At 58.9% G+C, this 23,235-nt stretch carries 16 protein-coding genes and 1 pseudogene; 12 read left to right on the forward strand and 5 right to left on the reverse strand.

Annotation, left to right across the window (positions count from 1 at the left end):
* The first annotated feature begins 25 nt into the window (after window positions 1-25).
* The 3 genes from METAL_RS17855 (at window position 26) to METAL_RS17865 (ending at window position 3,660) form a co-directional block, all read left to right on the forward strand.
* Entirely contained in the window at window positions 26-691 is a 666-nt protein-coding gene (locus tag METAL_RS17855; protein ID WP_005374621.1) for an ABC transporter ATP-binding protein, read from the forward strand.
* The gene (locus METAL_RS17860; RefSeq protein ID WP_005374622.1) at window positions 688-3,174 is read left to right on the forward strand and encodes an ABC transporter permease; all 2,487 of its coding nucleotides are present in this window, start codon (window positions 688-690) and stop codon (window positions 3,172-3,174) included. Before METAL_RS17855 ends, METAL_RS17860 begins: the two co-directional genes overlap by 4 nt.
* 90 nt (window positions 3,175-3,264) lie before the next feature.
* On the forward strand, window positions 3,265-3,660 hold the full coding sequence (locus METAL_RS17865) for a glycine zipper family protein (RefSeq protein WP_005374623.1): 396 nt from the start codon (window positions 3,265-3,267) through the stop codon (window positions 3,658-3,660).
* A 50-nt stretch (window positions 3,661-3,710) separates the two neighbouring features.
* On the opposite strand, the gene METAL_RS17870 is transcribed toward METAL_RS17865, so the two are convergent.
* Together METAL_RS17870 and METAL_RS17875 are read right to left on the reverse strand one after the other, a co-directional pair.
* Window positions 3,711-4,448: a tRNA1(Val) (adenine(37)-N6)-methyltransferase gene (locus METAL_RS17870; RefSeq protein WP_005374624.1), complete on the reverse strand. Its 738-nt coding sequence runs from the start codon at window positions 4,446-4,448 to the stop codon at window positions 3,711-3,713.
* Between the two features lie 38 nt (window positions 4,449-4,486).
* Window positions 4,487-8,590: a hypothetical protein gene (locus METAL_RS17875; protein WP_005374625.1), complete on the reverse strand. Its 4,104-nt coding sequence runs from the start codon at window positions 8,588-8,590 to the stop codon at window positions 4,487-4,489.
* A 158-nt stretch (window positions 8,591-8,748) separates the two neighbouring features.
* Between METAL_RS17875 and METAL_RS17880 the strand changes: the two genes are divergently transcribed.
* From METAL_RS17880 to METAL_RS17890, 3 genes are all read left to right on the forward strand, one after another.
* A complete protein-coding gene (locus tag METAL_RS17880) occupies window positions 8,749-9,201 on the forward strand; it encodes a universal stress protein (RefSeq protein WP_005374626.1) in 453 nt (150 codons plus the stop codon).
* Between the two features lie 78 nt (window positions 9,202-9,279).
* Window positions 9,280-9,846 (forward strand): elongation factor P-like protein EfpL, encoded by a 567-nt coding sequence (efpL, locus tag METAL_RS17885; protein ID WP_005374627.1) that lies wholly within the window; start codon window positions 9,280-9,282, stop codon window positions 9,844-9,846.
* A gap of 14 nt (window positions 9,847-9,860) precedes the next feature.
* A complete protein-coding gene (locus METAL_RS17890) occupies window positions 9,861-10,994 on the forward strand; it encodes a methyltransferase (protein ID WP_005374628.1) in 1,134 nt (377 codons plus the stop codon).
* A 106-nt stretch (window positions 10,995-11,100) separates the two neighbouring features.
* Here the strand turns inward: METAL_RS17890 and METAL_RS21235 are convergent, their stop codons facing one another.
* Window positions 11,101-11,256, reverse strand: coding sequence for a hypothetical protein (locus tag METAL_RS21235; protein WP_005374629.1), 156 nt, complete (start codon window positions 11,254-11,256; stop codon window positions 11,101-11,103).
* A gap of 88 nt (window positions 11,257-11,344) precedes the next feature.
* Here METAL_RS21235 and METAL_RS22025 point away from each other — a divergent pair, with 88 nt between their 5' ends.
* The 3 genes and pseudogenes from METAL_RS22025 (at window position 11,345) to mfd (ending at window position 15,958) form a co-directional block, all read left to right on the forward strand.
* Window positions 11,345-11,821 carry an IS5 family transposase gene (locus METAL_RS22025; RefSeq protein WP_031429487.1) on the forward strand — a complete coding sequence of 159 codons (477 nt, stop codon included), beginning with the start codon at window positions 11,345-11,347 and terminating at the stop codon, window positions 11,819-11,821.
* Window positions 11,713-12,111: pseudogene (locus METAL_RS22030) on the forward strand (IS5 family transposase); the annotation flags it as partial. The gene METAL_RS22025 and the pseudogene METAL_RS22030, both read left to right, overlap by 109 nt.
* Window positions 12,112-12,496: 385 nt before the next feature.
* Window positions 12,497-15,958, forward strand: a complete 3,462-nt coding sequence (mfd, locus tag METAL_RS17905) for a transcription-repair coupling factor (RefSeq protein ID WP_005374630.1) — start codon at window positions 12,497-12,499, stop codon at window positions 15,956-15,958.
* A 369-nt stretch (window positions 15,959-16,327) separates the two neighbouring features.
* Here mfd and METAL_RS17910 read toward each other — a convergent pair whose 3' ends face one another.
* Entirely contained in the window at window positions 16,328-17,053 is a 726-nt protein-coding gene (locus METAL_RS17910) for a phosphoadenylyl-sulfate reductase (RefSeq protein ID WP_005374631.1), read from the reverse strand.
* Window positions 17,050-18,657, reverse strand: a complete 1,608-nt coding sequence (gene gshA / locus METAL_RS17915; RefSeq protein ID WP_005374633.1) for a glutamate--cysteine ligase — start codon at window positions 18,655-18,657, stop codon at window positions 17,050-17,052. The genes METAL_RS17910 and gshA overlap by 4 nt, the downstream gene beginning before the upstream one ends.
* A 98-nt stretch (window positions 18,658-18,755) precedes the next feature.
* Here gshA and recQ point away from each other — a divergent pair, with 98 nt between their 5' ends.
* The 3 genes from recQ to METAL_RS21250 all read left to right on the forward strand — a co-directional run bounded on the left by recQ (window position 18,756) and on the right by METAL_RS21250 (window position 22,572).
* The gene (recQ, locus tag METAL_RS17920) at window positions 18,756-20,879 is read left to right on the forward strand and encodes a DNA helicase RecQ (RefSeq protein WP_005374634.1); all 2,124 of its coding nucleotides are present in this window, start codon (window positions 18,756-18,758) and stop codon (window positions 20,877-20,879) included.
* Between the two features lie 172 nt (window positions 20,880-21,051).
* Window positions 21,052-21,918, forward strand: a complete 867-nt coding sequence (locus METAL_RS21245; RefSeq protein ID WP_005374635.1) for a hypothetical protein — start codon at window positions 21,052-21,054, stop codon at window positions 21,916-21,918.
* Between the two features lie 243 nt (window positions 21,919-22,161).
* The gene (locus METAL_RS21250; RefSeq protein WP_157203377.1) at window positions 22,162-22,572 is read left to right on the forward strand and encodes a hypothetical protein; all 411 of its coding nucleotides are present in this window, start codon (window positions 22,162-22,164) and stop codon (window positions 22,570-22,572) included.
* The last annotated feature ends 663 nt before the right edge of the window (window positions 22,573-23,235 follow it).

The following is a 23,235-nucleotide window of genomic DNA, read 5'->3' on the forward strand; positions in this document are numbered from 1 at the left end:
CTAAACTAACCCGCGCAACGAATCCATGACGGACATTATCGTAACAGAAAACCTCAGCAAATCGGTGGCGACTTCCGAAGGCGTCTTGCCTATCCTGAACTCGATCGATTTACGGATCCGGCGCGGCGAGAGCGTCGCGATCACCGGCGAATCCGGCTCCGGCAAATCGACGCTGATCGGGCTTCTGGCGGGACTCGACACGCCCAGCGCCGGCTCCGTCCGGCTGGACGGCCGCTCGCTGACCCAACTCGACGAAGACGGCCGCGCGGCGCTACGCAACGAACTGATCGGCTTCATGTTTCAGTCGTTCCAGTTATTGTCCGGCCTGACCGCACTCGAAAACGTGATGCTGCCGCTCGAACTGAAAGGCGACCGGCAGGCCACATCGAAGGCCCGCGAATGGCTGGTCCGGGTGGGCCTTCGCGAACGCCTGAAGCATACCCCGAAGCAGCTCTCCGGCGGCGAACAACAGCGCGTGGCGCTGGCGCGCGCGTTCGCGACCCGTCCGCGGATCCTGTTCGCGGACGAACCGACCGGCAACCTCGACAGCCGGACCGGCGCGACGGTAATCGATCTTTTATTCGAATTGAACCGGGAAAACGGCACCACCCTGCTCCTGGTGACCCACGACGCCGCGCTGGCGGAACGCTGCGGACGCACGGTCAAACTGGCTTTCGGGAGGCAGATATGAACAGAATGAAACTGGCGTTGCGCCTGCTCGGCCGCGAAGCGCGGTCCGGCGAGTTGACGCTGCTGATGCTGGCGCTCTTGATCGCGGTCACTGCCCTGACCGCCGCCTCGCTGTTCGCGGACCGCCTGGAACGGGCGATGACCGCGCAAACCGCCGAATTTCTGGCGGCCGACCTGGTCATCCAGAGCCCCGGCCCGATCCCGGCGGAATGGCTGGCCGAAGCCCGCCGGCTGGGTCTGAAAGAGGCACGGACGACCGAGTTTTCGAGCATGCTGATCGAGAACGACGAAATGCTGCTGGCCAGCATCAAGGCGGTCGACGCCGCCTATCCGTTGCGCGGCTTCTTGAAAACCGCCGATGCCGAGCACCGGACCGAAACGGTCGTCACTCACGGCCCTGAAATCGGCGCAGCCTGGGTCGAACGCCGTATCCTGTCCGCACTGAAGCTGAAATTCGGCGATGTGTTGACGATCGGCGAGAAAAAGCTCAGGATCACTCAAATCCTGACCTACGAGCCCGATCAGCAGGGCGGCTTCTTCAGTTTTTCGCCGCGCGTGATGATCAACGCAGCCGACCTGGAAGCGACCAAAGTGATCCAGCCCGGCAGCCATGTGCACCGGTTCTTCCAGTTCAGCGGCGACTCGAAAGCGCTGTCCGCCTTCCGGCGCTTCGTGAAACCGCAGTTGAATCCCTCGCAGCGCCTGCTGGACGTTCACGAAGACCGGCCCGAACTCGGCTCGGCGCTGACCCGCGCCGAACAGTTCCTGGGCCTGTCGAGCATCGTGGTGGTGATCATTGCCGGCGCCGCGATCTCGATGGCGGCGCGGCGCTACAGCGAACGCCATTTCGATGCCTCGGCCCTGCTCGGCTGTTTCGGCTGCACGCAGGGGGAAATCCTGAGGCTCTACTGCCTGCAGTTCGCGATCCTGGGACTGGCCATCGGCGCGCTGGGTTGCGGATTCGGCTGGCTGTTTCAGGAAGGGCTGTTCCTCTTGCTGCGCCCCTTGCTGCCCGCTTCGCTGGCGCAGCAGCCGGGCATCCTCGCGGTACTGTTCGGCGCCGGCGCCGGCCTGATTATCCTCTTCGGCTTTGCATTGCCGCCGATCCTGCGCCTTAAGCGGGTACCGCCGCTCCGAATCCTGCGCCACGAGCTGGAACCGTTGCCGAGCAGCGCCTGGCTGGTTTACGGCCTGGCGCTGACGCTGGTCTGCGCGCTGGTCTGGCGCTACACCGGCGACGCCCGCATGACCGCGGTCGTCGCCGTCGTCACGATTGCAGCATTGCTGCTGCTCGCCTTGGTCATTTGGGCTATGCTGTCCGCGACCCGCAAGCTGCTGCCCCGCCTGCCACTGAGCTGGCGTTTCGGCTGGCGCGGCCTGCTCCGCGAACCGCGCGCGAGCATTGCCCAGATTCTGGCATTCGGCGTCACGCTGGCCGCGATATTGTCGAGTCTAATGGTTCGAAATGAGCTGCTCGATACTTGGCGTCAACAATTACCCGACAATGCGCCAAACCATTTTGCGCTGAACATTTTCCCCGACCAGTTGGCGGCGTTCAAACAATCCCTTCAAGCCAAAGGCATCGAAAGCAGCCCGTTTTATCCGATCGTGCGGGGTCGGCTGACACATATCAACCAAACGCCGGTGCAGCGGATCGCGGTCAAGGGCTCGCAGGGCGACAACGCCACGCACCGCGAATTGAGCCTGACCTGGAGCCGCGAGCTGCCGGAAGAGAATACGATTGCGGCCGGCGAGTGGTGGAATCGAGACGCGCCCGGCCTGGTATCGGTCGAACGGAAACTTGCCGACAGTCTGGGCATCGAAGTGGGAGACCGCCTGACCTTCAGCTCCGGAGGGCGGCAGTTCGAAGCGACTGTGGCCAATTTCAGGGCGCTGCGCTGGGAATCGATGAAGCCGAATTTTTACATGATTTTTTCGCCCGGCACTTTGGAAGATTTTCCCTCTACTCTGATGACCAGTTTTTATCTGCCGGAAGCGAAAAAAAGCGCATTGAACGCGCTGGCAAAAGAATTCCCGGGCATGTCCATCCTCGAAGTCGAACGGATCCTGCGGCAATTGCAGACGCTGTTCACGCAATTGACGGAAGCGGTGAATTATTTGTTCTACCTGGCTTTGTCGGCCGCGCTGACGGTCCTGTTCGCGTCCGTGTACGGCACGCTGGACCAGCGTATCCACGAAAGCGCGCTGCTCAGGACGTTCGGCGCCTCGCGCGGCTTTCTAAGGAAAATGCAGAGCATTGAATTTTTCTGCCTTGGCGCTATCTCAGGAGTGATCGGCGTATTGATCGCCGAATCCCTGAACTTTGCGCTGTACCGCCAAGTAATGCATATCCCGTTCCAGCTACACCGCGACTTATGGCTGACCGTCCCTTTACTCAACGCCGTGATCGTCTGGTTGTCGGGCCTGTGGGGGTTGCGCCGGGTAGTCCGCAGGCCTCCATTGCGGAGTTTAAGAGAGCTATAATATGATCGGATTAAGATCAGACCGTTCATCCGTTATTCATCAAAGATCGGCTACACTTTGTTCCAACTAAAATTTAAAGAAGGTAAACCCATGAAAAAATCAGCTTTAAGCTTGGTCATTATCGGCAGCGTCCTGCTGACGGGCTGCTACAGCTACGGCGGCTGGCAGCCGACTGTAGACCCTTACAATGACCCGAATGCTTATCGAATCAATCAGGATATGGCCGAATGCCAGCAGCTCGCCAAACAGGCCTCCGGCGGCACGACCAAGGAAACCGCGATCGGCGCGGGCGCCGGCGCATTGATCGGCGCGGCGGGCGGCGCGGTGGTCGGCGCCTTCACCGGCAATCCGGGCGCGGGCGCGGCGATCGGCGCGGCGGCAGGCGGTTTCGGCGGCGGCGCCAAACAAGGTTACGAAGCCGAAACCGATTACAAGCGCGCGTATGCGACCTGCATGCGCAACCGCGGACACCGCGTAGTCAACTAAAAGTCATCTTCCCGGGCAGGCACAAGGAAGTGCTTGCGCCATCGGCTCTTTCAACCACTGTCCCTGGCGTTTTCGCTTTCCGCGAAGCGCATCAGAAGTTTCGCCAGACAGGTCCGGGCCGTTGCCGAATAGACACCAGGCTCGTCATAAACCGTAATCGTTTCGAAAACCGGTCCCGGCACAGGCTGCCGGCCGAACGTCAAGGCGGCTACCTTGGCTTTGCTGTGCGCATAGCCTCGGAAAACGGTCTGGCGCCATAAATGTAGACCGGCCTGCGCGCCCAAGCGGGTAAACGTTATCCCCGACTGCACGGGCAGCAATACATAAAACACCCCTTCCCGCGCGAGCAGCCGCTCCGCGATCCCCGCAAGTTCGGCATGCGTCAGATGCACATTATGACGGGCGGCATTGCGCATCGGCTCGTCGGCGTTCAAATGGTCCTCGAAAAAGGGCGGATTGCTGACGATCAGGTCGTAGCGGCCGGATGCCATGTCCGCGAAATGCTGAATGCTGTCCCGAACCGCCTGCAGCCGGTCGGCCCAGGGACTGCGGCGGAAATTTTCCGCCGCCTCCCGGCACGCGTCGTCCATCAGCTCCACGCCGGTTACCCGGCCGGCGCCGAGTTGGGCCGCGATCAGCGACAACAGGCCGCAGCCGGCGCCGATGTCCAGCACGCGATCTTCCGAACCGACCGGCATCATCGCACCGAACAACAAACTGTCCGTACAGATTTTCATCGCCGCCCGTTCCTGGCTGACCGAGAATTGCTGAAGGCGAAATATCGACATCGCTTGTCTCCAGGTCCCGTTAAACCTGCCGCAGGCCCTTATTCGGGATGACCGACATTCGCCTGCGCCTCATGTTTCGCCGCTTTCGGCGGGCTCTTTTTCCACAAGCCGCGGCTCGAAAAGCACCCCCATCCCCATTTCAGCCAATTCAGCAAGGCGGCGGCCAGCCACAGCGACCATGCCAGCATCAACAGGCGGTAAACCTTCAGCGGCACCGAAACGACGGCCGCTTTCGGCAACGGCGCTGCGCTTCTGTCCTGGTACCAGTTCAACGAATACGGGGATGACTGGTTGCCGGTGATCATCATGTCGGGCGTATTCAGCAGGCCTTGCGAAACCGCGGCGAACAAGATTCCCAGCGACAGGATCGTCAAACCGCCGAGCAGAACCTGCAGGGCGTTGAAATAGCGGATCTCGGCGGCGGATTTTCCGCATCGCCAGCCGAGCAGCATCAGCCAGGCGATCACGACCAGCGCGGTCGCCAGCGGAATCTGGCTGAGCCCGGCCAGCAGCAAGAACCACTGCCAGTGTTTCAGCGGCGTCAGCGGTATCCTGCCGAGCCCCGCCGACAATAGCGCCAGCACGATCAATACGCCCCAGAACAACACCGCCGGCCCCATTTTCGGACCGTCGACCCACAACACCCAGCGGTCTTCGCCGAGCCGGATGTTCAGGCCTGCATTCACGCTGGGCGCGCCGAGGTCGACCTCGGGCGTGGCCACTCTGGCGGCAATCGGCTGCGCTTCGAGCCAGCGCAGCGTGACCGTTTGCGTGCCGGGCCTGATCGGCAGGACCAGCTTGCGGCCTTCCAGGCGCAAAGGCTGTGGCTGGCCGTCGATCGCGACCGTCTGCAGTTCCGCAGCCTCCGGCAACAAGAGCGGATGCTGTCCGCCTTGCGAGCTGCGCAGGCTGAGCGAAAGCTCCGTATCGCGGATGCGCTTGCCGGGCGTCACCGTCAGCCGGCTATTGTCGATCGTCAGCGTCCGGCCGGCAGCCGCCTGCGGCCGCGAAACCGCCAGCACGACTTTCTCGCCGGGCCAGGGCCGCCATTCGGGCAGCCAGCGCTGTTCGTGATTCAGGTAGATCATCGGAATGCCCGACGTTTCGATGTGCCAGACCGGACTCACGTCGGCCCTGAAAACCTCGATCCACGGGTTGGTCGGCGCAGCGGCCAGTTCGAGCTTGTCCGCTTTGGCGAGCGTCGACACCCACGCCATTTCATTCTGGCCGGCCGCCATGTTTACGTCGGCCCTGCCGTTCCTGACGCGCACGCCGGGCGTGGTGACCGCTTCGCCGGACAGCAGCGGCACCGACAGCAAAACCGGCGAGCCGGGCTCGGACAGCCGGACGATCCGGGTCGTCACCCGCCAGTCCAGGCCCAACTGCAGCGTGCGTTCGATCCGGACGAACGCCGGCAGCACGCCGGGCGCCAATGCCTCGGCCTGAGTCTTGTCCTGGACCTTTTGCACGCGTTCGAACCGCAGTTGCTCGCCCGGCAGGCCGTTTTCGCCGATTCCTACCGTTTCCCAGCCGCTGCCCTCCACCGTCACCCGATGCGGTTTCAGCGGCAGCGGCAGGGTAAATTGGCCGGTCGCCGGCAAAATACCGCGCAGCACGACCGCATGCCGGCCCGGATCGAGATGCAGCCAGAGATTGTTGCCGGTACGGAACAACCCCGGAGCGGGCACGCCGTCGACGGTCACCCGATTCGGAAACCACTGCAGGTCATCCGCCGGCAGCGGTACCGCAACGTCCTGCTGCGCATGCATTTCCAGCAAAAGCTGTAGCGCTTCGCCGTCGAATTTGATCTGCATCGCCGAACTTTCGGCGCAGGCCGGCAGGCAGTCGGGTGCTTCGAGCAGGCGGGCTTTCAATTGATCCAGCACCGCCTGGCCCGGAAAATCCGCATGGGCTTGTTCGGACGGCAGCGACAGCACCGGCATCAGCAAGCACCAGAAAATCAACGCGGGAGAGCCTTTGAAACGGAAAATCCATTTTTCGGCAACCCCGAACATCAAGAGCGCCAGCACCGCAATCAAGGCAACGCGCAGAAAATTCAGCGCCAGCGTCAATCCGGGCGGCAAATACCAGAGCGTCAATGTCTGGCCCTGGTCGACCGAACCGTTCCAGGTCAGCAGCACTCTATGCCACTGCCAGGTGGGCAGGCCCGGCCCGGTCTGAATCTTCGCGTTCGGGTCGACGCGTTCGACGTCGGCCGGCTGGTTTTCGATATATGCCATGCCTTCGGCGACGCTGCCGACCGCTTCGGCCATTTTCGATTTGCTGAACATTCGCCGCGGCTCTCTTGCTTCACTCATCGCGTCCGCTTCCGGCGCGGCCATTTGCGCGGCCACCGGAGAAGGCGGCGCGCTCAGGCTCTGCCAGGGCCTTTCCAGTTGCGGATAAAGTCCGATGCGTACCTGATCGATCATGAACGGCACCGCGATCAGGATCAGGCCGAGCCAGCTCGCGCGCCGGTACCAGCGCGTGAATTGCAGGAAACGGCCTTCCGGCAGCACCCGGATCAACGCGGTTGCCGCCAGAAGATGCAGCCAGACATAATGCGGCGCGCCGGCTTCGTGCCAGATCAACGCGAGCGCGACCACCGCGGTGCCTCCCCACAATGGCGTCCACAGCTTGTAGACCGCGAGCGCCGAGACCAGCACCAGAAACAGGTCAAGCAGGGTCCAGCGGGCGATCCAGGAATCCGGCACGTTGTCGACGCCGCCCGCCGCAAACAGGCGCCAGCCCGGCGGCAGGTTCAGCTCGGCGCTGACCTGCTGGAAGCTTTGCTCCCAGCCGACCGCGCTGATCTTGCCGATCGCGCCGGTCAGGCGGCTGTCCGCCTCCAGCGAGAGGATCCCGCGCCGGACTTCGACCCCTTCCTTGCCGGAGCCTTCGAGGCGCGTGATCAGTTGATCGCTGCCGTCCAGCGCGACCTTGCCGAGCTTCAGCTCCGGCAGCGCATTCAGCCGCCAGCCGCGCGTCATTCGCCCGTTGATCGTATCGTTGACGGTATAGCCCCCGCCGTCGAAGTCGAGCCACAGTTTGCGCGTCAAATTGAGCTGGCTCGGTTCGGGCTCCGGATCGCCGCGCCGGATCACCTTGAACCGCATCGCCTGGCCGGATTCAATCCGGTAAGCGGGCCAGGCTTTCCAGTCGTCCGGCAAATTGGTCAGGTTCGCATCGACCGCGCCGACTTGCTCGACTTCCACGACCCTGAGCGCCGGGCGCGCATCGAAGACCCAGATTTCCGAGTCCGGCCAGGCCGCTTCCTGCTCGTCCGTGACAGCCGGCGCCTGGAACGGCAATGACTCGACCGGCCCGGCGCTCCGATAGGCCAGATCGACCTGCCAGCGGCCGGGGCGCAGCTGGAGCAAGAGCCGTCCGTCGTCTTCGAGCCGCGCCGGCAACGGACTGCTCAAATGCAAGGGAATGAAGCCTTCCGGCACCGGCACGGCCAGCTTCAGTTCGCGCGGTTCGCCGGACACGTCGAGTACCAGCCGGGTGATCAGTTCCAGGGGCACCTCGTCGACGATGCGCCTGAATACCTGCAATACAACTTTGTTCTCGATGCCCGCGGGCTTGCCCGGACGCTGCTCCGGGGCTCTCACCCAAATCTGGCCGTCCCTGAATACCGGGTAAGGCACGGGGCTGCCGTTTACGTTCAGGCTCACCAGCCCGGTATCGGCCGGTACCGCCAACGTTTCGGGCATCGCGTCCCAGAAAAATTCGCCCTTGATCCGGTACGCCTTCGGCTCCGGGCCAGTGTTATCCAATTTGAGCGCGGGCAAATCGTTCCGGCTAATCACCTCCGCCGAACCGTCGTTCAGCGTGACCGCCTGCGGCCAGTGCCTGTCGTCGCCCGGCAGCATGATCCAGCCATCCCGGAACGCCGCGCCGCGCAGCGAAAACGCGCCGCGCCGGTCGCCGATGTCCAGCGCCAGTTCGGTCGGCCAGCCGCAGTGCTTTTCGTCGAAGCGGTTGTACAGGAAAGGACAGCCGTGTTCCGGGCTATCGTGAAGGACCCAGTCGATCCAGGGCTTGAGCGGTTCGGGCGCCCGCTCCGGCGCCAGCGGCACGGCCTGGGCCGAGGAAAAACCCAAAAACAAGACAAAGCACAGACGGGCGAAACGGTTCATGAAGGCTCCCCAGCGAGTGAACTTGCTGCGGTATCTTACTTGGAACTTGGCAAAATTTCTAACGGGTTTGTTGGCCGCCGAAAGACAATCGCTTACACGATCGAAACGCTGAATTTGGTAGAATAGCCGATCGACTGACAGTGAAACGGACAATGTTCATGACGGCTTATCGCCATATTCTCCTAACCGCGGATTTTTCGGAAGACGGCGCGTCGATTGCCGTGCGCGCCCAATCCCTGGCCGCCTCGTACCGGGCAAAATTGAGTATCCTGCATGTACTCGACGACATCCCGATGCCCGACACGCCTTACGGCACCGTGATTCCGGTGGATCAACCGTCCGAATACGGCCTGCTGGAGGCAGAGCGCGGCAAGCTGCTTGCGCTGGGCGCCGAACTCGGCGTCGCTTCTGCCGATCTCTGGCTGATCTGGGGCGTGCCGAAAGACGAAATCGTGCGGCATGCCGAAAAGATCGCGGCCGACTTGATCGTGACCGGCTCGCACGAGCGGCACGGGTTGACCTTGCTGCTGGGCTCGACCGCGAACGGCGTGCTGCATCATGCGCCCTGTGATCTGCTCGCGGTCCGGATTCCCGATGACGAAGGGATTTGAATCCTTCATTATCGTTCCTTCGCTCCGCGTGGGAACGATGCTATTCAAAGTTAGAAAACCTGATAGAGGAGAACAACCGTGGCCAAGGCCAGTGATTTAAAAAAAGGCATGGTCGTCGAAATCAACGGCGCCCCGCATGTAGTCAAACAGGTCGAAGTCAGAAGCCCGTCGTCGCGTGGCGCTTCGACCTTGTACAAGGTGCGCTTCAACAACCTGAAGACCGGGCAAAAGCTCGACGAAACGCTGAAAGGCGACGATGCTTTCAAGGACGCCGACTGCGTGCGCGCGAAGGTGCAGTTTTCGTATCAGGACGTCGGCAATTTCATCTTCATGAACCAGGAAGACTATAGCCAGTACACCCTGAACGCCGACGACCTGGAAGGCAAGGTCGAATACCTGACCGATGGCCTGGAAGGGATCGTGGCGCTGCTGGTCGATGACGAGATCATCGGCATCGAACTGCCGTCCTCGGTCGTGTTCACGATCGTCGAGACGCCGCCCGCAATCAAGGGCGCCACCGCATCGAGCCGGACCAAGACCGCGAGGCTGCATACCGGCCTCGAAGTGCAGGTGCCCGAATACATCGAAACCGGCGAATCGATCAAGGTGAATACCGAAACCGGAAAATTCATGTCCCGGGCTTGAACGTCGGCCGCCGGATGCTGTTCAATTGCCCCCAGGGCGCCTTCGACCTGATCCGTCTGCCGCTGCGTCCTAACGAACTGTTGCAGCCTTTCGACGCGGCGGACGAGTATCTGCTGACGCATCTGGCCGAGCAGGGCCTGCCGAAAGCCGGCAGCCGCGTGCTGATCGTCAACGACAGTTTCGGCGCGCTGGCGGTCGCGTTGAGTGATTACCGCCCCGATGCGGTGTCCGACTCTTTTCTGTCGCATCGGGCCACCGAAATCAATCTGGAAAAGAACGGCAAGACACGGGACAGCACACGACTCCTGCACAGTCTGGAGCCGTTGCAGGGTTCTTACGACCTGGTGCTAATCAAAATCCCGAAGACGCTCGGCCTTTTGGAGCACCAGCTGATCAGCCTGCACGGCCATTTGCAGCCGGACGCGCAAGTGATTCTGGCCGGGATGGTCAAGATGCTGCCCGGCTCGGTCTGGCAATTGGCCGAGCGCCTGCTCGGCCCGACCACGACCGCATTGGCGCGCAAAAAAGCCAAACTGATCTTCGCGAAGCCGATTCCGCGCGACGATCCGCCGCCGAATCCGTATCCGGTGCGCTACCGGCTCGAAAATACCGGTTTTCGGATCGTCAATCACGCAAACGTGTTCTCGCGGGACAGTCTGGACATCGGCACGCGTTTTTTTCTCCGGCATCTTCCCGAAGGCTTGGGCCGGTCCGAGATCGTCGATCTGGGCTGCGGCAACGGCGTGGTCGGCTTGATCGCGGCGCGGCGCAATCCGGAAGCCGTGCTGCATTTTATCGACGAATCCTACATGGCGGTCGCTTCCGCCAAGGAAAATTTCGAAGCCGCGTTCGGCACTGAACGCAAGGCAACCTTTCAGGCCGGCGACGGTTTGAAGGCATTCGCATCGGAATCGGCCGATTTGATTCTCTGCAATCCGCCGTTTCATCAGCAATATCTGCAGGGCGACCAGATTGCGGTCGGGATGTTCAGGGACGCGAAGAGGGTATTGCGCCGGGACGGCGAATTATGGGTGATCGGCAACCGGCATCTCAATTATCATGCCGTTCTGGATCGCTTGTTCGGAGGATGTTCCGGGGTAGCGGCCAATCCGAAATTCGTGATTCACAAGACCCGGAAAAGACGCTAGAGAAGTACGATCGATTCGGCCTGAATCAGCCGGGAAAGAAGGCCCGCGCCGAAGCTGGAACAGCGGCGCGGAGAATGAAGAAGCAGTTATACATGGAAAAAATTCCTTAACCGTTGGTGGCTCTGCGGTTCAGGAACATGTTGGTGTAGATCGCGGCCGACGCGAAAAAGACGTTCGAAAAAATGAACTCGCCGGAAATGAAACCGGCAATCCCGCTGATGAACATAAGGCCGATGATGATGTCGCGTTTGACGTTCGACATAGTGTTTACTCCTAGATAGTGTCGTCACAAGATAAGTCTTTGTCAGGTATAATACGGAGATTGTCGTTGCTGATGAGATTAAAGAGCCATGTCCCAACCTGCCCACCGCCGCCATGACATTTCCGATACGGTTTGGAGCTTACTGGAACCCCATCTGCCCGGCCGTGCCGGGGCCTGGGGCGGAAAAGCGCGAGACAACCGCTTGTTTATCAATGCGGTCTTCTGGATTTTGCGTACCGGTGCGCCATGGCGCGACCTGCCACCTGACTATGGCGATTGGAAGAACACCCATCGCCGGTTTTGCCGTTGGCGAGATCACGGCGTCTGGGAAGCCCTGTTGGAACAGTTGGTCACCGAACCCGACTATGAATGGTTGATGATTGATGCCAGCCACATCAAAGTCCATCCGCATGCGACCGGCGCGCAAGGCGGCAATCAGGGCATGGCGGTCACAAAAGGGGGCTCAACAGTAAGATACATCTGGCCGTGGATGCGCATGGTATGCCGGTCAGAATCCTTATTACAGCAGGTACCACAGCAGATTGTTCGCAGGCTTCAGCCTTGATCGAAGGCGTGGATGCTCAGTACTTATTGGCGGACAAAGGCTACGATAGCGATGCTATCGTAGCCCAAGCCGAAGCAAATCAGATGACGGTGGTCATTCCGCCACGCCGCAATCGAAAACAACCCCGCGACTACGATCGCGACCTGTACAAACTGCGGCATTTAGTAGAAAACGCGTTCTTGCACCTCAAGCGCTGGCGAGGTATTGCCACACGCTATGCCAAGAACACCGCATCGTTCCTGGCCGCTGTGCAGATCCGGTGCATCGCCCTGTGGACAGCTATCTTATGACGACACTATCTAAGATGTAGTTGATAGTAAATGAAAATTTCACGGTTACAGTATAGGGTTGAGATCCGGCGTTTACAATATTAGCAACAGTTAATTAATAGTTTCCTGCTTATTGACAATAGCGCCTACTGTCCTTACACCGGAGCATCGGCTTCACCTTCCCGTTATCTCCATGCTTTTAAGTTAAGAATTGCGTAGGCCGGGCTAGCGAAGCGTATCCGGCGATCATGTGGCGGATGCGCTTCACTTATCCACCCTACAGTTCATTAATTTGAACAGTATTGCCCTATCCCCGTTGCGGCTTCCGCGCACAGCATCGCTGCGATCAAAGTGTTAAACTATCGCTTTTTGTTGCGATTCGCGCATCGGACCACTCCTGCCCCCCATGGCTGAAGATAACGCCTTGATTTTTTCACCGACCGTGCCCGCGTCCAAAAACGCCGTGCAGATTTGGAACGGCCTCTACGGCTGCGCCGACGCACTGGCGCTGGCCTCGGCGATCAAAAACGAGAACCGGCTGTTTCTGATCGTGACGGCCGACAACCACACCGCGCTCCGGCTCGAACACGAGCTGGCATTTTTCCTGCAGGATACCGGCCTGTCGATCCTGCATTTTCCGGACTGGGAAACCCTGCCCTACGACGTGTTTTCGCCGCTGCCGGAGATCATCTCGGAACGCCTGAAAACGCTCGCCCAGTTGCCCCAGGTCAAGCGCGGCGCGCTGATCGTCTCGGTCGCGACGCTGATGCACCGGCTCGCGCCCAGGGAGCATGTGCTGGCATACAGCTTTTCGCTGAGCGTCGGCGAGGTTTTCAACCTGGAGCTGAACCGGATCAAACTCGAAAGCGTCGGCTACCAGTGCGTCTCGCAGGTGTATCAGCACGCTGAATTCGCGGTGCGCGGCTCGATCGTAGACCTGTTCCCGATGGGCAGCCAGGCACCTTACCGAATCGAACTGTTCGACGACGAAATCGAATCGATCCGCACATTCGATCCCGAAACGCAGCGCTCCCTGGACAAGATCGGCCGGATCGAGCTGTTCCCGGCGCGCGAGTTCCCGTTTACCGACGAGGCGATCAAGCACTTCCGACAGGCCTTCCGCGAGCTTTTTCCGGACGCCTCGACCAAAAACGCCCTGTACAGCGACATCAGCAAAGGCATGGCACCGGGCGGCATCGAATATTACCTGCCCTTGTTCGTCGAACGCACCGCGACCCTGTTCGACTACCTGCCCGCCGACGCGGTATTCGTGCTGCCGGCAAAGCTCGAGGCGCAGGCCGAGGCCTTTGCCGCGGAAGCGCACGAACGTTTCGAACAGCGCCGGTTTAATCTCGACCGGCCGTTATTGAAGCCGGAACTGTTGTTTTTGAACCCAACCGAGCTGAAACAGCGCACTGCATCTTTCGCGCAAATCGCTCTGCAGAGCGGCGATGCGGCGCCGGAAGCTAAAATCGCGTTCGACTGCACGCCGCTGCCCGAATTGACGATCGACGCGAAACTGAAGGAGCCCGCGCAACGGCTGCGCCAATTTATCGAAGGCTTCGACGGCAAAATTCTATTCGTCGCCGAATCGGCCGGCCGCCGGGAAGGCCTGATCGACCGGCTGAAAAACTTCAAAATCCGGCTGAAAACGGTCGAAGGCTGGCGCGACTTCATCGCGGCCGAGGACAAGCTCTGCATCACGGTCGCGCCGATGGATCAAGGCCTGTGGCTCAAACAGCAGAAGATCACGGTGATCCCGGAAAGCCTGCTGTCCGGCGAAAAAGCCCAGCAGCGGCGCCGGCGACGGATGGCGGCGGCGAAGGAACTCGAAAAGATCGTCAACAACCTGAACGAATTGACGATCGGCTCGCCGGTGGTGCATCAGGAACACGGCGTCGGCCGCTACCTGGGCCTGCAGACGCTGGAGATCGGCGGCATCCCGGCCGAATTTCTGGCGCTCGAATACGCGCAGGGCGACAAGCTGTACGTGCCGGTTTCGTCCCTGCACCTGATCGGGCGCTACACCGGCGTCGACCCGGAAACCGCGCCGCTGCACAAGCTCGGCGGCGACCAGTGGAGCAAGGCGAAAAAGAAGGCGATCGAAAAAATCCGCGACGTCGCGGCGGAGCTGTTGGAAATCTATGCAAAGCGCGCGGCCAAGAAAGGCCACGAGTTTCATATCGCCGACAACGATTATCAAGCTTTTGCCGACGCGTTTCCGTTCGAGGAAACGCCCGACCAGCAGACCGCGATCGAGGCGATCCTGGAAGACATGGCCAGCCCGCAGCCGATGGACCGGGTCATCTGCGGCGACGTCGGCTTCGGCAAGACCGAGGTCGCGATGCGCGCGGCCTACATCGCGGTGCAGGACGGCAAACAGGTCGCGGTGCTGGTGCCGACCACCCTGCTTGCGCAGCAGCATTACCAGAATTTCCGCGACCGTTTCGCGGACTGGCCGGTCCGCGTCGAAGTGATGTCGCGCTTCGTGACGCCGAAACAGCAGAAGGAGATCGGCGATGCGCTCGCGGAAGGCCATGTCGACATCATCATCGGCACGCACAAGCTGCTGTCGAAAGAACTCAAATACAAGGCGTTGGGCCTCGTGATCATCGACGAGGAGCACCGTTTCGGCGTGCATCAGAAAGAGCATTTCAAGAAGCTGCGCAACGAACTGGACCTGCTGACCCTGACCGCAACGCCGATCCCGCGGACGCTGAACATGGCGATGTCCGGCCTGCGCGACATTTCGATCATCGCCAGCCCGCCCCCGAACCGGCACGCGATCAAGACCTTCATCAGCGAGTGGGTGGACGCGCTGGTGCAGGAGGCTTGCCTGCGCGAAATCAAGCGCGGCGGCCAGATTTTCTTCCTGCACAACGACATCAAGTCGATGGGCAAAATGGCCGGCGAACTGCAAAAGCTGGTGCCCGACGCGCGGATCGAAATCGCGCACGGCCAGATGCCCGAGCGCGACCTCGAACGGATCATGCTCGACTTTTACCACCAGCGCTTCAACCTGCTGCTCAGCACCACCATCATCGAGAGCGGGATCGACATTCCGAGCGCGAACACGATCCTGATCAACCGCGCCGACAAGCTCGGCCTCGCTCAGTTGCACCAGCTCCGAGGCCGCGTCGGCCGCTCGCACCACCGCGCCTACGCCTATTTCATCGTACCGCCGAAAACCTTGATGACCAAGGATGCCTTGAAACGGCTCGAAGCGATCGAAGCTTCCGGCGACCTCGGCGCGGGCTTCATGCTGTCCTCGCACGACCTCGAAATCCGCGGCGCGGGCGAGCTGCTCGGCGACGAACAGAGCGGCCAGATTCAGGAAATCGGCTATACCCTGTACACCGAACTGCTCGACCGCGCGGTGCATGCGCTGAAGTCGGGCAAGCAGCCGGAACTGGACCTGCCGGCCGAAATCGGCCCGGAAGTCGATCTGCAGGCTCCGGCCCTGATTCCGGAAGACTACTTGCCGGACATCCATGCGCGGCTGGTGCTTTACAAACGGATCGCGAACGCCGAAACGCGCGAAGACCTGCGCGATTTGCAAGTCGAAATGATCGACCGCTTCGGCCTGTTGCCCGAGCCGGTCAAAACCCTGTTCAGCGTGACCGGACTCAAGCAGGAGGCGCAAAAACTGGGCCTGAAAAAGATCGAGGCGAATGCGGCCGGCGGTCGGCTGGTGTTTACCAAGGAACCGAAAATCAACACCGACCAATTGATTCTATTGATTCAAACCCAGGCGCAGGTTTACAAATTCGACGGGGCGGACAAGCTGCGGTTCGTCAAAAAGTTCGAGACGGTCGAGCAGAAGTTGGAGTTTATCCGGGGGTTATTGGCGCAGTTGGCGGTTGGGTGAGGGCGCGGAATTATTTATATCCTCATCGATGGGTTTCGATTGATGGGTTTCGGCTGGCGCCTCTACCCATCCTACTTGGCTTCCTTGGGCTCGTACCTCCTGCATCCGTGCAGTCGTACCCATCCTATCTCGCTGTTATCCACGTCAAGCGTTATGAATTATGAAGAGCAGAGCGTAGGGCGTTTTCGCGATAGCAAAACGCCAATCCCCTTCAAAGCGCGGCGGATTGCCTAACGGCGAATCCGCCCTACAAGAGCCGGATGTGCCGACAAAGGAGGCGCATCAATCGCGAACGACACCCTAAAAGGCACTCGGTGCGCTTCACTTCGTTCAGCGCACCCTACGGGCCCGAGTTTTAGAGTGAAACGCCTATTTCCCTTCCACATTCGACGCATGCAGCCCGCATTCCTTCTTGGCCGCATCCTCCCACCACCATCTTCCGGCTCGCTCGTGCTGGTTGGGCAGTACCGGCCGGGTGCAGGGCTCGCAGCCGATGCTGATATAGCCCCGTTGGTGCAGTTCGTTGAACGGTACCTGGTAGGCTTCGATATAATCCCACACCTGCGCGGACGTCCAGTTCAGGAGCGGATTGAACTTGACCAGCGTATGCGCCGGCGTCGAAAACGCGGTATCGATCTGCACTTCGGGGATGTTCTGCCGGGTGTCCAGGCTCTGGTCCTTGCGCTGCCCGGTGATCCAGGCATCCAGATGCGCCAGCTTGCGTTTGAGCGGCTCGACCTTGCGGATGCCGCAGCATTCGTGATGACCGTCTTCGTAGAAACTGAACAAACCTTTCGCTTTGACCAGCTCGTCCAAAAGTTCCCGGTCCGGGCTCAGCACCTCGACCGCAATGCCATAATGCTTCCGGACCTTTTCGATGAGGCGGTAAGTTTCGGGATGCAGGCGGCCGGTATCCAATGAAAAGACCCGGATGTCCGGACGAATTTTGACCGCCATGTCGATCAATACCACGTCTTCCGCGCCGCTGAACGAAATCGCGATGTTGTCGAACAGTTCCAGCGCTTTTCTCAGGATCACGCGCGGATTTTTGTTCCGCAGTTCGGTCTGCAGGGCTTGAATATCGAAGTCGGTCATGCGGGCAGGGTCATATCGTCACATTGGGCAAAATAGCACGCCAGGAAATCGTCGAACGACAGCGTATCCCGGCTCTCGATCTCGGCCTGTTTGATCAGCGATTGTTCGGCGAGTTGCATAAATTCCTGCTGGCGAACTTCCGGAAGATGGCGGCTTTTGAAATACCGCACATGCTCGATCGACGACTGCAGCGCAAAACAGGCGAACGGCTCGTCGTTCTTCGACATCGCGCTCAGCATGCGGGCCGACGGGGTCAGATCCGGATTCCGCACCACCTCGCGCTGTTCCGCCAATGCCGCGCCGTACGGCTTATCGGCCAGGCCCTCGTCGAGCACCCGGCAAATCGGCTCCATCGCATCAAGGATCTCGTTCGCCCAGTCCTGCAACGGAATCGATTCGCCGTTCTTGTTCAGTTCCAGGCCGGGCTTCCGGCCGCTGTTCGCGACCGCCAGTTGATTCGCATTGTAGATTCGATAATCTTCCGGCGTGTTAGGCGGGCTTTCGTGGAGCAGACAGTTGAGCAGCAAGGCCTCGATGAAACGCCCCCGGCTCGGGTTAATCCCGACCGGCTCGAACACATCCAGATCGAGCGAACGCATTTCGATATACCGAAGGCCGCGCCGCTTCAGCGCCAGCGTCGGCTTTTCGCCGGACATCGCGATCTGCTTCGGACGCATCGTGCTGTAAAACTCGTTCTCGATCTGCAGAATGTTGCCGTTCAACTGCCGGTATTCGCCGTCCACTTTTACGCCGATCCGTTCGTACTCCGGATACGGGGTCGTGATCGCATGATAGAGGCTCTTGATATAGGCGGGCAACGAATTATAATCAATGTTCAGCGATGCCTGATTCTTGCTTTTGTAACCGATGTCGCTCATCCGCAGCGAGGTCGCGTAAGGATGGTACAGCGTGCCTTTGTTAAAGGTTTCGAACTGGCTCATCAACGACGGCCGGCTCTTGAAGAAGCTTTTGCAGATCGCCGGCGAGGCGCCGAACAGGTAAAGAATGATCCAGCCGACGCGCTGGAAGTTGCGGATCAGGCCGAAATAGCCGTCGGCCGTGAAAGCTTCGAGGCTGTCCTCGCGGTTTTCGAGCTCCCGCAGCGCCGGCCATAATTCGACCGGCACCGAATAGTTGAAATGAATCCCGGCGATCGACTGCATCGTGCGCCCGTAGCGGTGCCACAGGCCGCGCCGGTAGACGTGCTTCATTTTTCCGACATTCGAGGTGCCGTAGGTCGCGATCGGGATACTCTCGTCGCCGTCGATCCCGCACGGCATGCTCGCGCCGAGCAGCATTTCATCGTCCAGATGATCGTAAACGAACTGGTGCAGGTCGGTCAGGTAGGCGATCGTGTCGTCGATTTCCGCGAACGGCGGGGTGATCAGCTCGATCAGCGCTTCCGAATAGTCGGTGGTGATGTAGGGATGCGTCAGCGCGGAACCGACCGATTTCGGGTGCGGTTTTTGCGAGATGAAACCGTCCTTGCCGATACGGAGACTCTCCTTTTCGATGCCTTTCAGACCTCCCGAAATCAGGTGTTGGCGTCCGCTGTTCAAGAGCCGCTCCAGCCGCGGCGAAAGCATCGTATCGGAATGAGTCATGGGAAGGTCGTTATGCGCTTCTGTCCTGTATAATCGGACTATTATAAAAGGTTGGAACCCTTCGAGAAAAATTAAATGACGAGACGGAGTATGAGGCGATGAGCGCAGAAGCGCTTCGCATTCTGAAATCGGTATTCGGCTACGACCGCTTCCGCGAGCCCCAGGCCGACGTGATCGGCCATCTGGCGGCCGGCGGCGACGCGCTGGTGCTGATGCCGACCGGCGGCGGCAAATCGTTGTGCTATCAGATTCCGGCCCTACTCCGCGACGGTGTCGGGATCGTGATTTCGCCCTTGATCGCGCTGATGCAGGACCAAGTCAGTGCGCTGACCCAGCTCGGCATTCGCGCGGCGTTTCTGAATTCGACGCTGAGCCTGGACGATGTCCGGCGGATCGAACAGCAACTCGTGGGCGGCAAACTCGATCTGCTTTACATCGCACCGGAACGGCTGACCGCCGAACGGACGCTGTCCCTTTTCTCTCGCATCAAAATCGCCCTGTTCGCCATCGACGAAGCGCACTGCGTCTCGCAGTGGGGCCACGACTTCCGCGCCGATTATCTGCAGCTCTCGCTGCTGCACGAACGTTTTCCCGCCATCCCCCGCATTGCGCTGACCGCGACCGCCGACCCGAAAACTCGCGAGGAGATCCGGCATCGGCTCGGCCTTGCCGAAGCCCGGCTGTTCCAGCGCGGCTTCGACCGCCCGAACATCCGCTACCGGATCGTGCAGAAACAGAACGCGCGCAAGCAGTTGCTCGACTTCATCCGCGCCGAGCACGACGGCGATGCCGGCATCGTCTATTGCCTGTCGCGCAAAAAGGTCGAAGAAACCGCCGTGTGGCTGGCGGCGCAGGGCTTCAAGGCGCTGCCGTACCATGCCGGCATGGCGGCTCCGGCACGCCAGCACAACCAGCACCGTTTCCTGATGGAGGAAGGGCTGATCGTCGTCGCGACGATCGCGTTCGGGATGGGCATCGACAAACCGAACGTGCGCTTCGTCGCCCACCTGGACCTGCCGAAAAGCGTCGAGGCCTATTATCAGGAAACCGGCCGCGCCGGGCGCGACGGCCTGCCCGCCGACGCCTGGATGGCCTACGGCCTGCAGGACGTGATCATGCTTCGGCGCATGCTCGCCGATTCGCCCGCCGACGCGGCGCGCAAGCGGCTCGAGCTGCACAAGCTGGACGCGATGCTGGCGCTGTGCGAACAGGTGCATTGCCGGCGGCAGGCGCTGCTTGCCTATTTCGGGGATCAACTGGACCGGCCCTGCGGCAACTGCGACACCTGCCTGGAACCGGTCAAGACCTGGGACGGCACGCTGGCCGCGCAACAGGCCCTGTCCTGCGTCTACCGGACCGGCCAGCGCTTCGGCGTTGCGCATCTGATCGACGTGCTGCTCGGCAAAGCCACCGAAAAAGTGCTGAGAAACGGGCATGACCGCGTCTCGACTTTCGGCATCGGCAAACAACTGGACGAACAGCGCTGGCATTCCTTGTACCGACAACTGATCGCGCGCGGCCTGGTCGACGTCGACTTCGACAGCATGGGCACCCTGAAGCTGAACGACGCCGGCCGGCCGGTACTGCGCGGCGAGGAAACCCTGATGCTGCGCGAGGACATCCGCCCGGAAAAAACCAAACGCGCCGCCAGGAAAACCGGCATCGCCGCCGGCTCGCCGCTCTGGGAAGCGCTGCGCGCCAAACGCCGGGAAATCGCCGAGGAACAAGACGTGCCGCCTTATGTGATCTTTCATGACGCGACGCTGATGGAAATGATCTCGGCGATGCCGCAAAACCTCCGGCAAATGGCCGCGATCTCGGGCGTCGGCGCACGCAAGCTGGAATTATACGGGGAGCAGTTCCTGGATGTGATCCGGGGGCATGCCGAAACCCCTGATCCGGCATCTTCCGAAGATACGGTCGGTGCGTCGATCGAACTGTTCCGGCTCGGCTACAGCGTCGAACGGATTGCCGCGCAACGCGGCTTGAAAACAACCACCGTTTACGGGCATCTGGCCGAAGGGATCGAGCGGGGATTGGTGGCGTTGAATGAGGTCGTCGAATTGCCGGAGCGCGAGATCGATTTGATTCAGGATGCGATATTGAATCTTCCCGAGGCACAGAAGAGGGCGTTGAAGCCGGTTTACGAGCAATTCGGCGGGGTTTATTCGTATGAGATATTGCGGTGTGTGCGGGCGGGGTTGGACAGGTCTACCGTATGATAGCCCGCGTAGGTCCGATTAGCGCAGCGTAATCGGACGCATGTCAGTCGGATAGGTCGGGCAACAGCGTCATCGTTGTCCGACGTCAAGGCCCATAGGATGGGCTCTCTAAAATACCAGTAGCGTGGGTTAATTTTACTTCTATCAAACACCTATAACTGCGGACCCAATCTTGAAAAAATATCCCCTAAAAAGTGAAGATCATCATTGGTGGCCAAAATGTGTTTCTAAACATTGGAAAGATGACCAAGGGTTTGTGCATAGATTATCTGCGGATGGAATCGATGACATATATAAAAAACATGAAAAATTGGGTTATATTACCGATGCCCACTCAATTAAGTTTGCAGATAAACCAACAGATTGGGACGAATGTTTCGAGTCTTCTTTTGATTCCGTAGATAATAACAAAGGATTTCGGTATATTATTGCTTGGCTTAAAAGCTTAGAAAGTAGTATTGATTCACCAAAAGAAGAACAAGATAACCTAGATAAACTGCTCGAATGTGTATTATCACTAATCGTGAGGAGTCCAAGGTTTCGCAATCAAATAAAACTTAATATTGATATAACTGGCACATCATTAAGGAAAAACCTGATAAGCCTAAACCAAAGAGATACTTTTCATAAATTTAAAACGGCGTTGCTAGATCATGGAAAATTCTGTATCGCGTTTTCGAGAGATTATGAATTTATCTTTGGTGATGGTTTTTATAATAACTTCACTTCTTCGATTGGCGCACCTATAGAACCTAGAGCAATCGTTCCCATCTTGCCAAATATCTGCGTATTTTACAGCCACCCATCATATTGCAAGAGAAATCCACGCTTGATTACCATAGAGTTAGAGCAAACCGAGGTTGATTTTATAAATCAAACCACCATGATCTATAGCCAAAATTATGTTTTCTACAGGTCGCAAAAACCCATTATCACTGAAAGTTTCAGTTGTAAAAAATTTCTAAAATACGATCCAAATGGTGATCCAGTGATAGATGCTTTCTCAAAGATATTTCATAGCCCGCGTAGATCCGATTAGCGTAGCGTAATCGGACGCATGTCAGGCATCGCCTCTTACTTCAGAAGAAGCATCACCACACCAACCCGTATAAGGCGGAACCGATTTACCGGGTTCCGCCATTTGGAACGAGCCTGGATACCGATCGGTTTCTGTGAGCTCGGGGCGATGAATCGAGCTTTGCTTTATCTGTCGGCTTTGGGTTGGCGGATCACCTTCGACATCCGCCCTACTCGGCTTTCTCTTTTGGAGAAAATTAACAACATGAAAACATTATTACTTTTAATAAGTATATTTTTTGGGGGCTGCAGCACTACTATAATAATCCCTGCCCCCTCCCCACTTCCATCACCTGACAAAGCCACAATAGTTTTTATATATAAGGGTCTTGGCATATATGAAACACACAAAACTAAAGTATTTATTGACGACAAAGTTGTTGGAACAGTAAATACCATATCACCACTTACGGTTACCGTTTCACCTGGGGAACATAAGTTATATACAAAAACCTCAGGCCAGGTTATCGATAGAATAAATTCTAGTTATTTCCAAGAAAACAGAGTTTATTATATGTCTATTTGGTTTGAAGGCGGCGTATGGGCTGGATCAATGTGGATAACAGAAATACCTCAAATATCTGAGTTCGAAGTAATTAAATATTCTTTCCAATAAAAACCCGTGTAAGGCGGAACCGGTTTACCGGGTTCCGCCATTTGGAATAGGACCGTAGGATGCGCTGAACGAAGTGAAGCGCATCGTTCGCGATTGATGGGCTTCGTACCTCAACCCATCCTACGAGCTGACGCAAATCCGCCCTACAGCCGGGTAGGTCGGGCAACAGCTTCATCGTTGCCCGACGTCAGCTGGCAATCTTGCTTCGCTATTGCGACAGTCTGAAGCCGCTACCCAATTGAAACCCTGCAATGTCCGGCACAAAAAGCGTGCCCGACCTACGTGGCTTTTCAACAATCAGGGGCAACCCGTATAATTCGGAATAGCCCGCGTAGGTCCGATTAGCGCAGCGTAATCGGACGCATGTCAGGCATCGCCCTCTACTTCAGAAGAAGCATCCCCGCACCAATCCGCGTAAGGCGGAACCGGTTTACCGGGTTCCGCCATTCGTAACGGGCCAGGATGCCGGCCGGATTCTGCAAGCTTGATGCGATGAGCCGAGCTTTGCTTATCGGCTTCGGATTGGCGGAACGCCTATCGGCTTCCGCCCTACACTTTGAAGCCGATACCAAATTGAAACCCTGCAATGCCTGGCACAAAAAGCGTGCCCGACCTACTCGGCTAGTTATACGCTAAACCAGAGAAGCCCCATGTTCGAAAACT

Source organism: Methylomicrobium album BG8 (genome assembly GCF_000214275.2).
GTDB lineage: Bacteria > Pseudomonadota > Gammaproteobacteria > Methylococcales > Methylomonadaceae > Methylomicrobium > Methylomicrobium agile.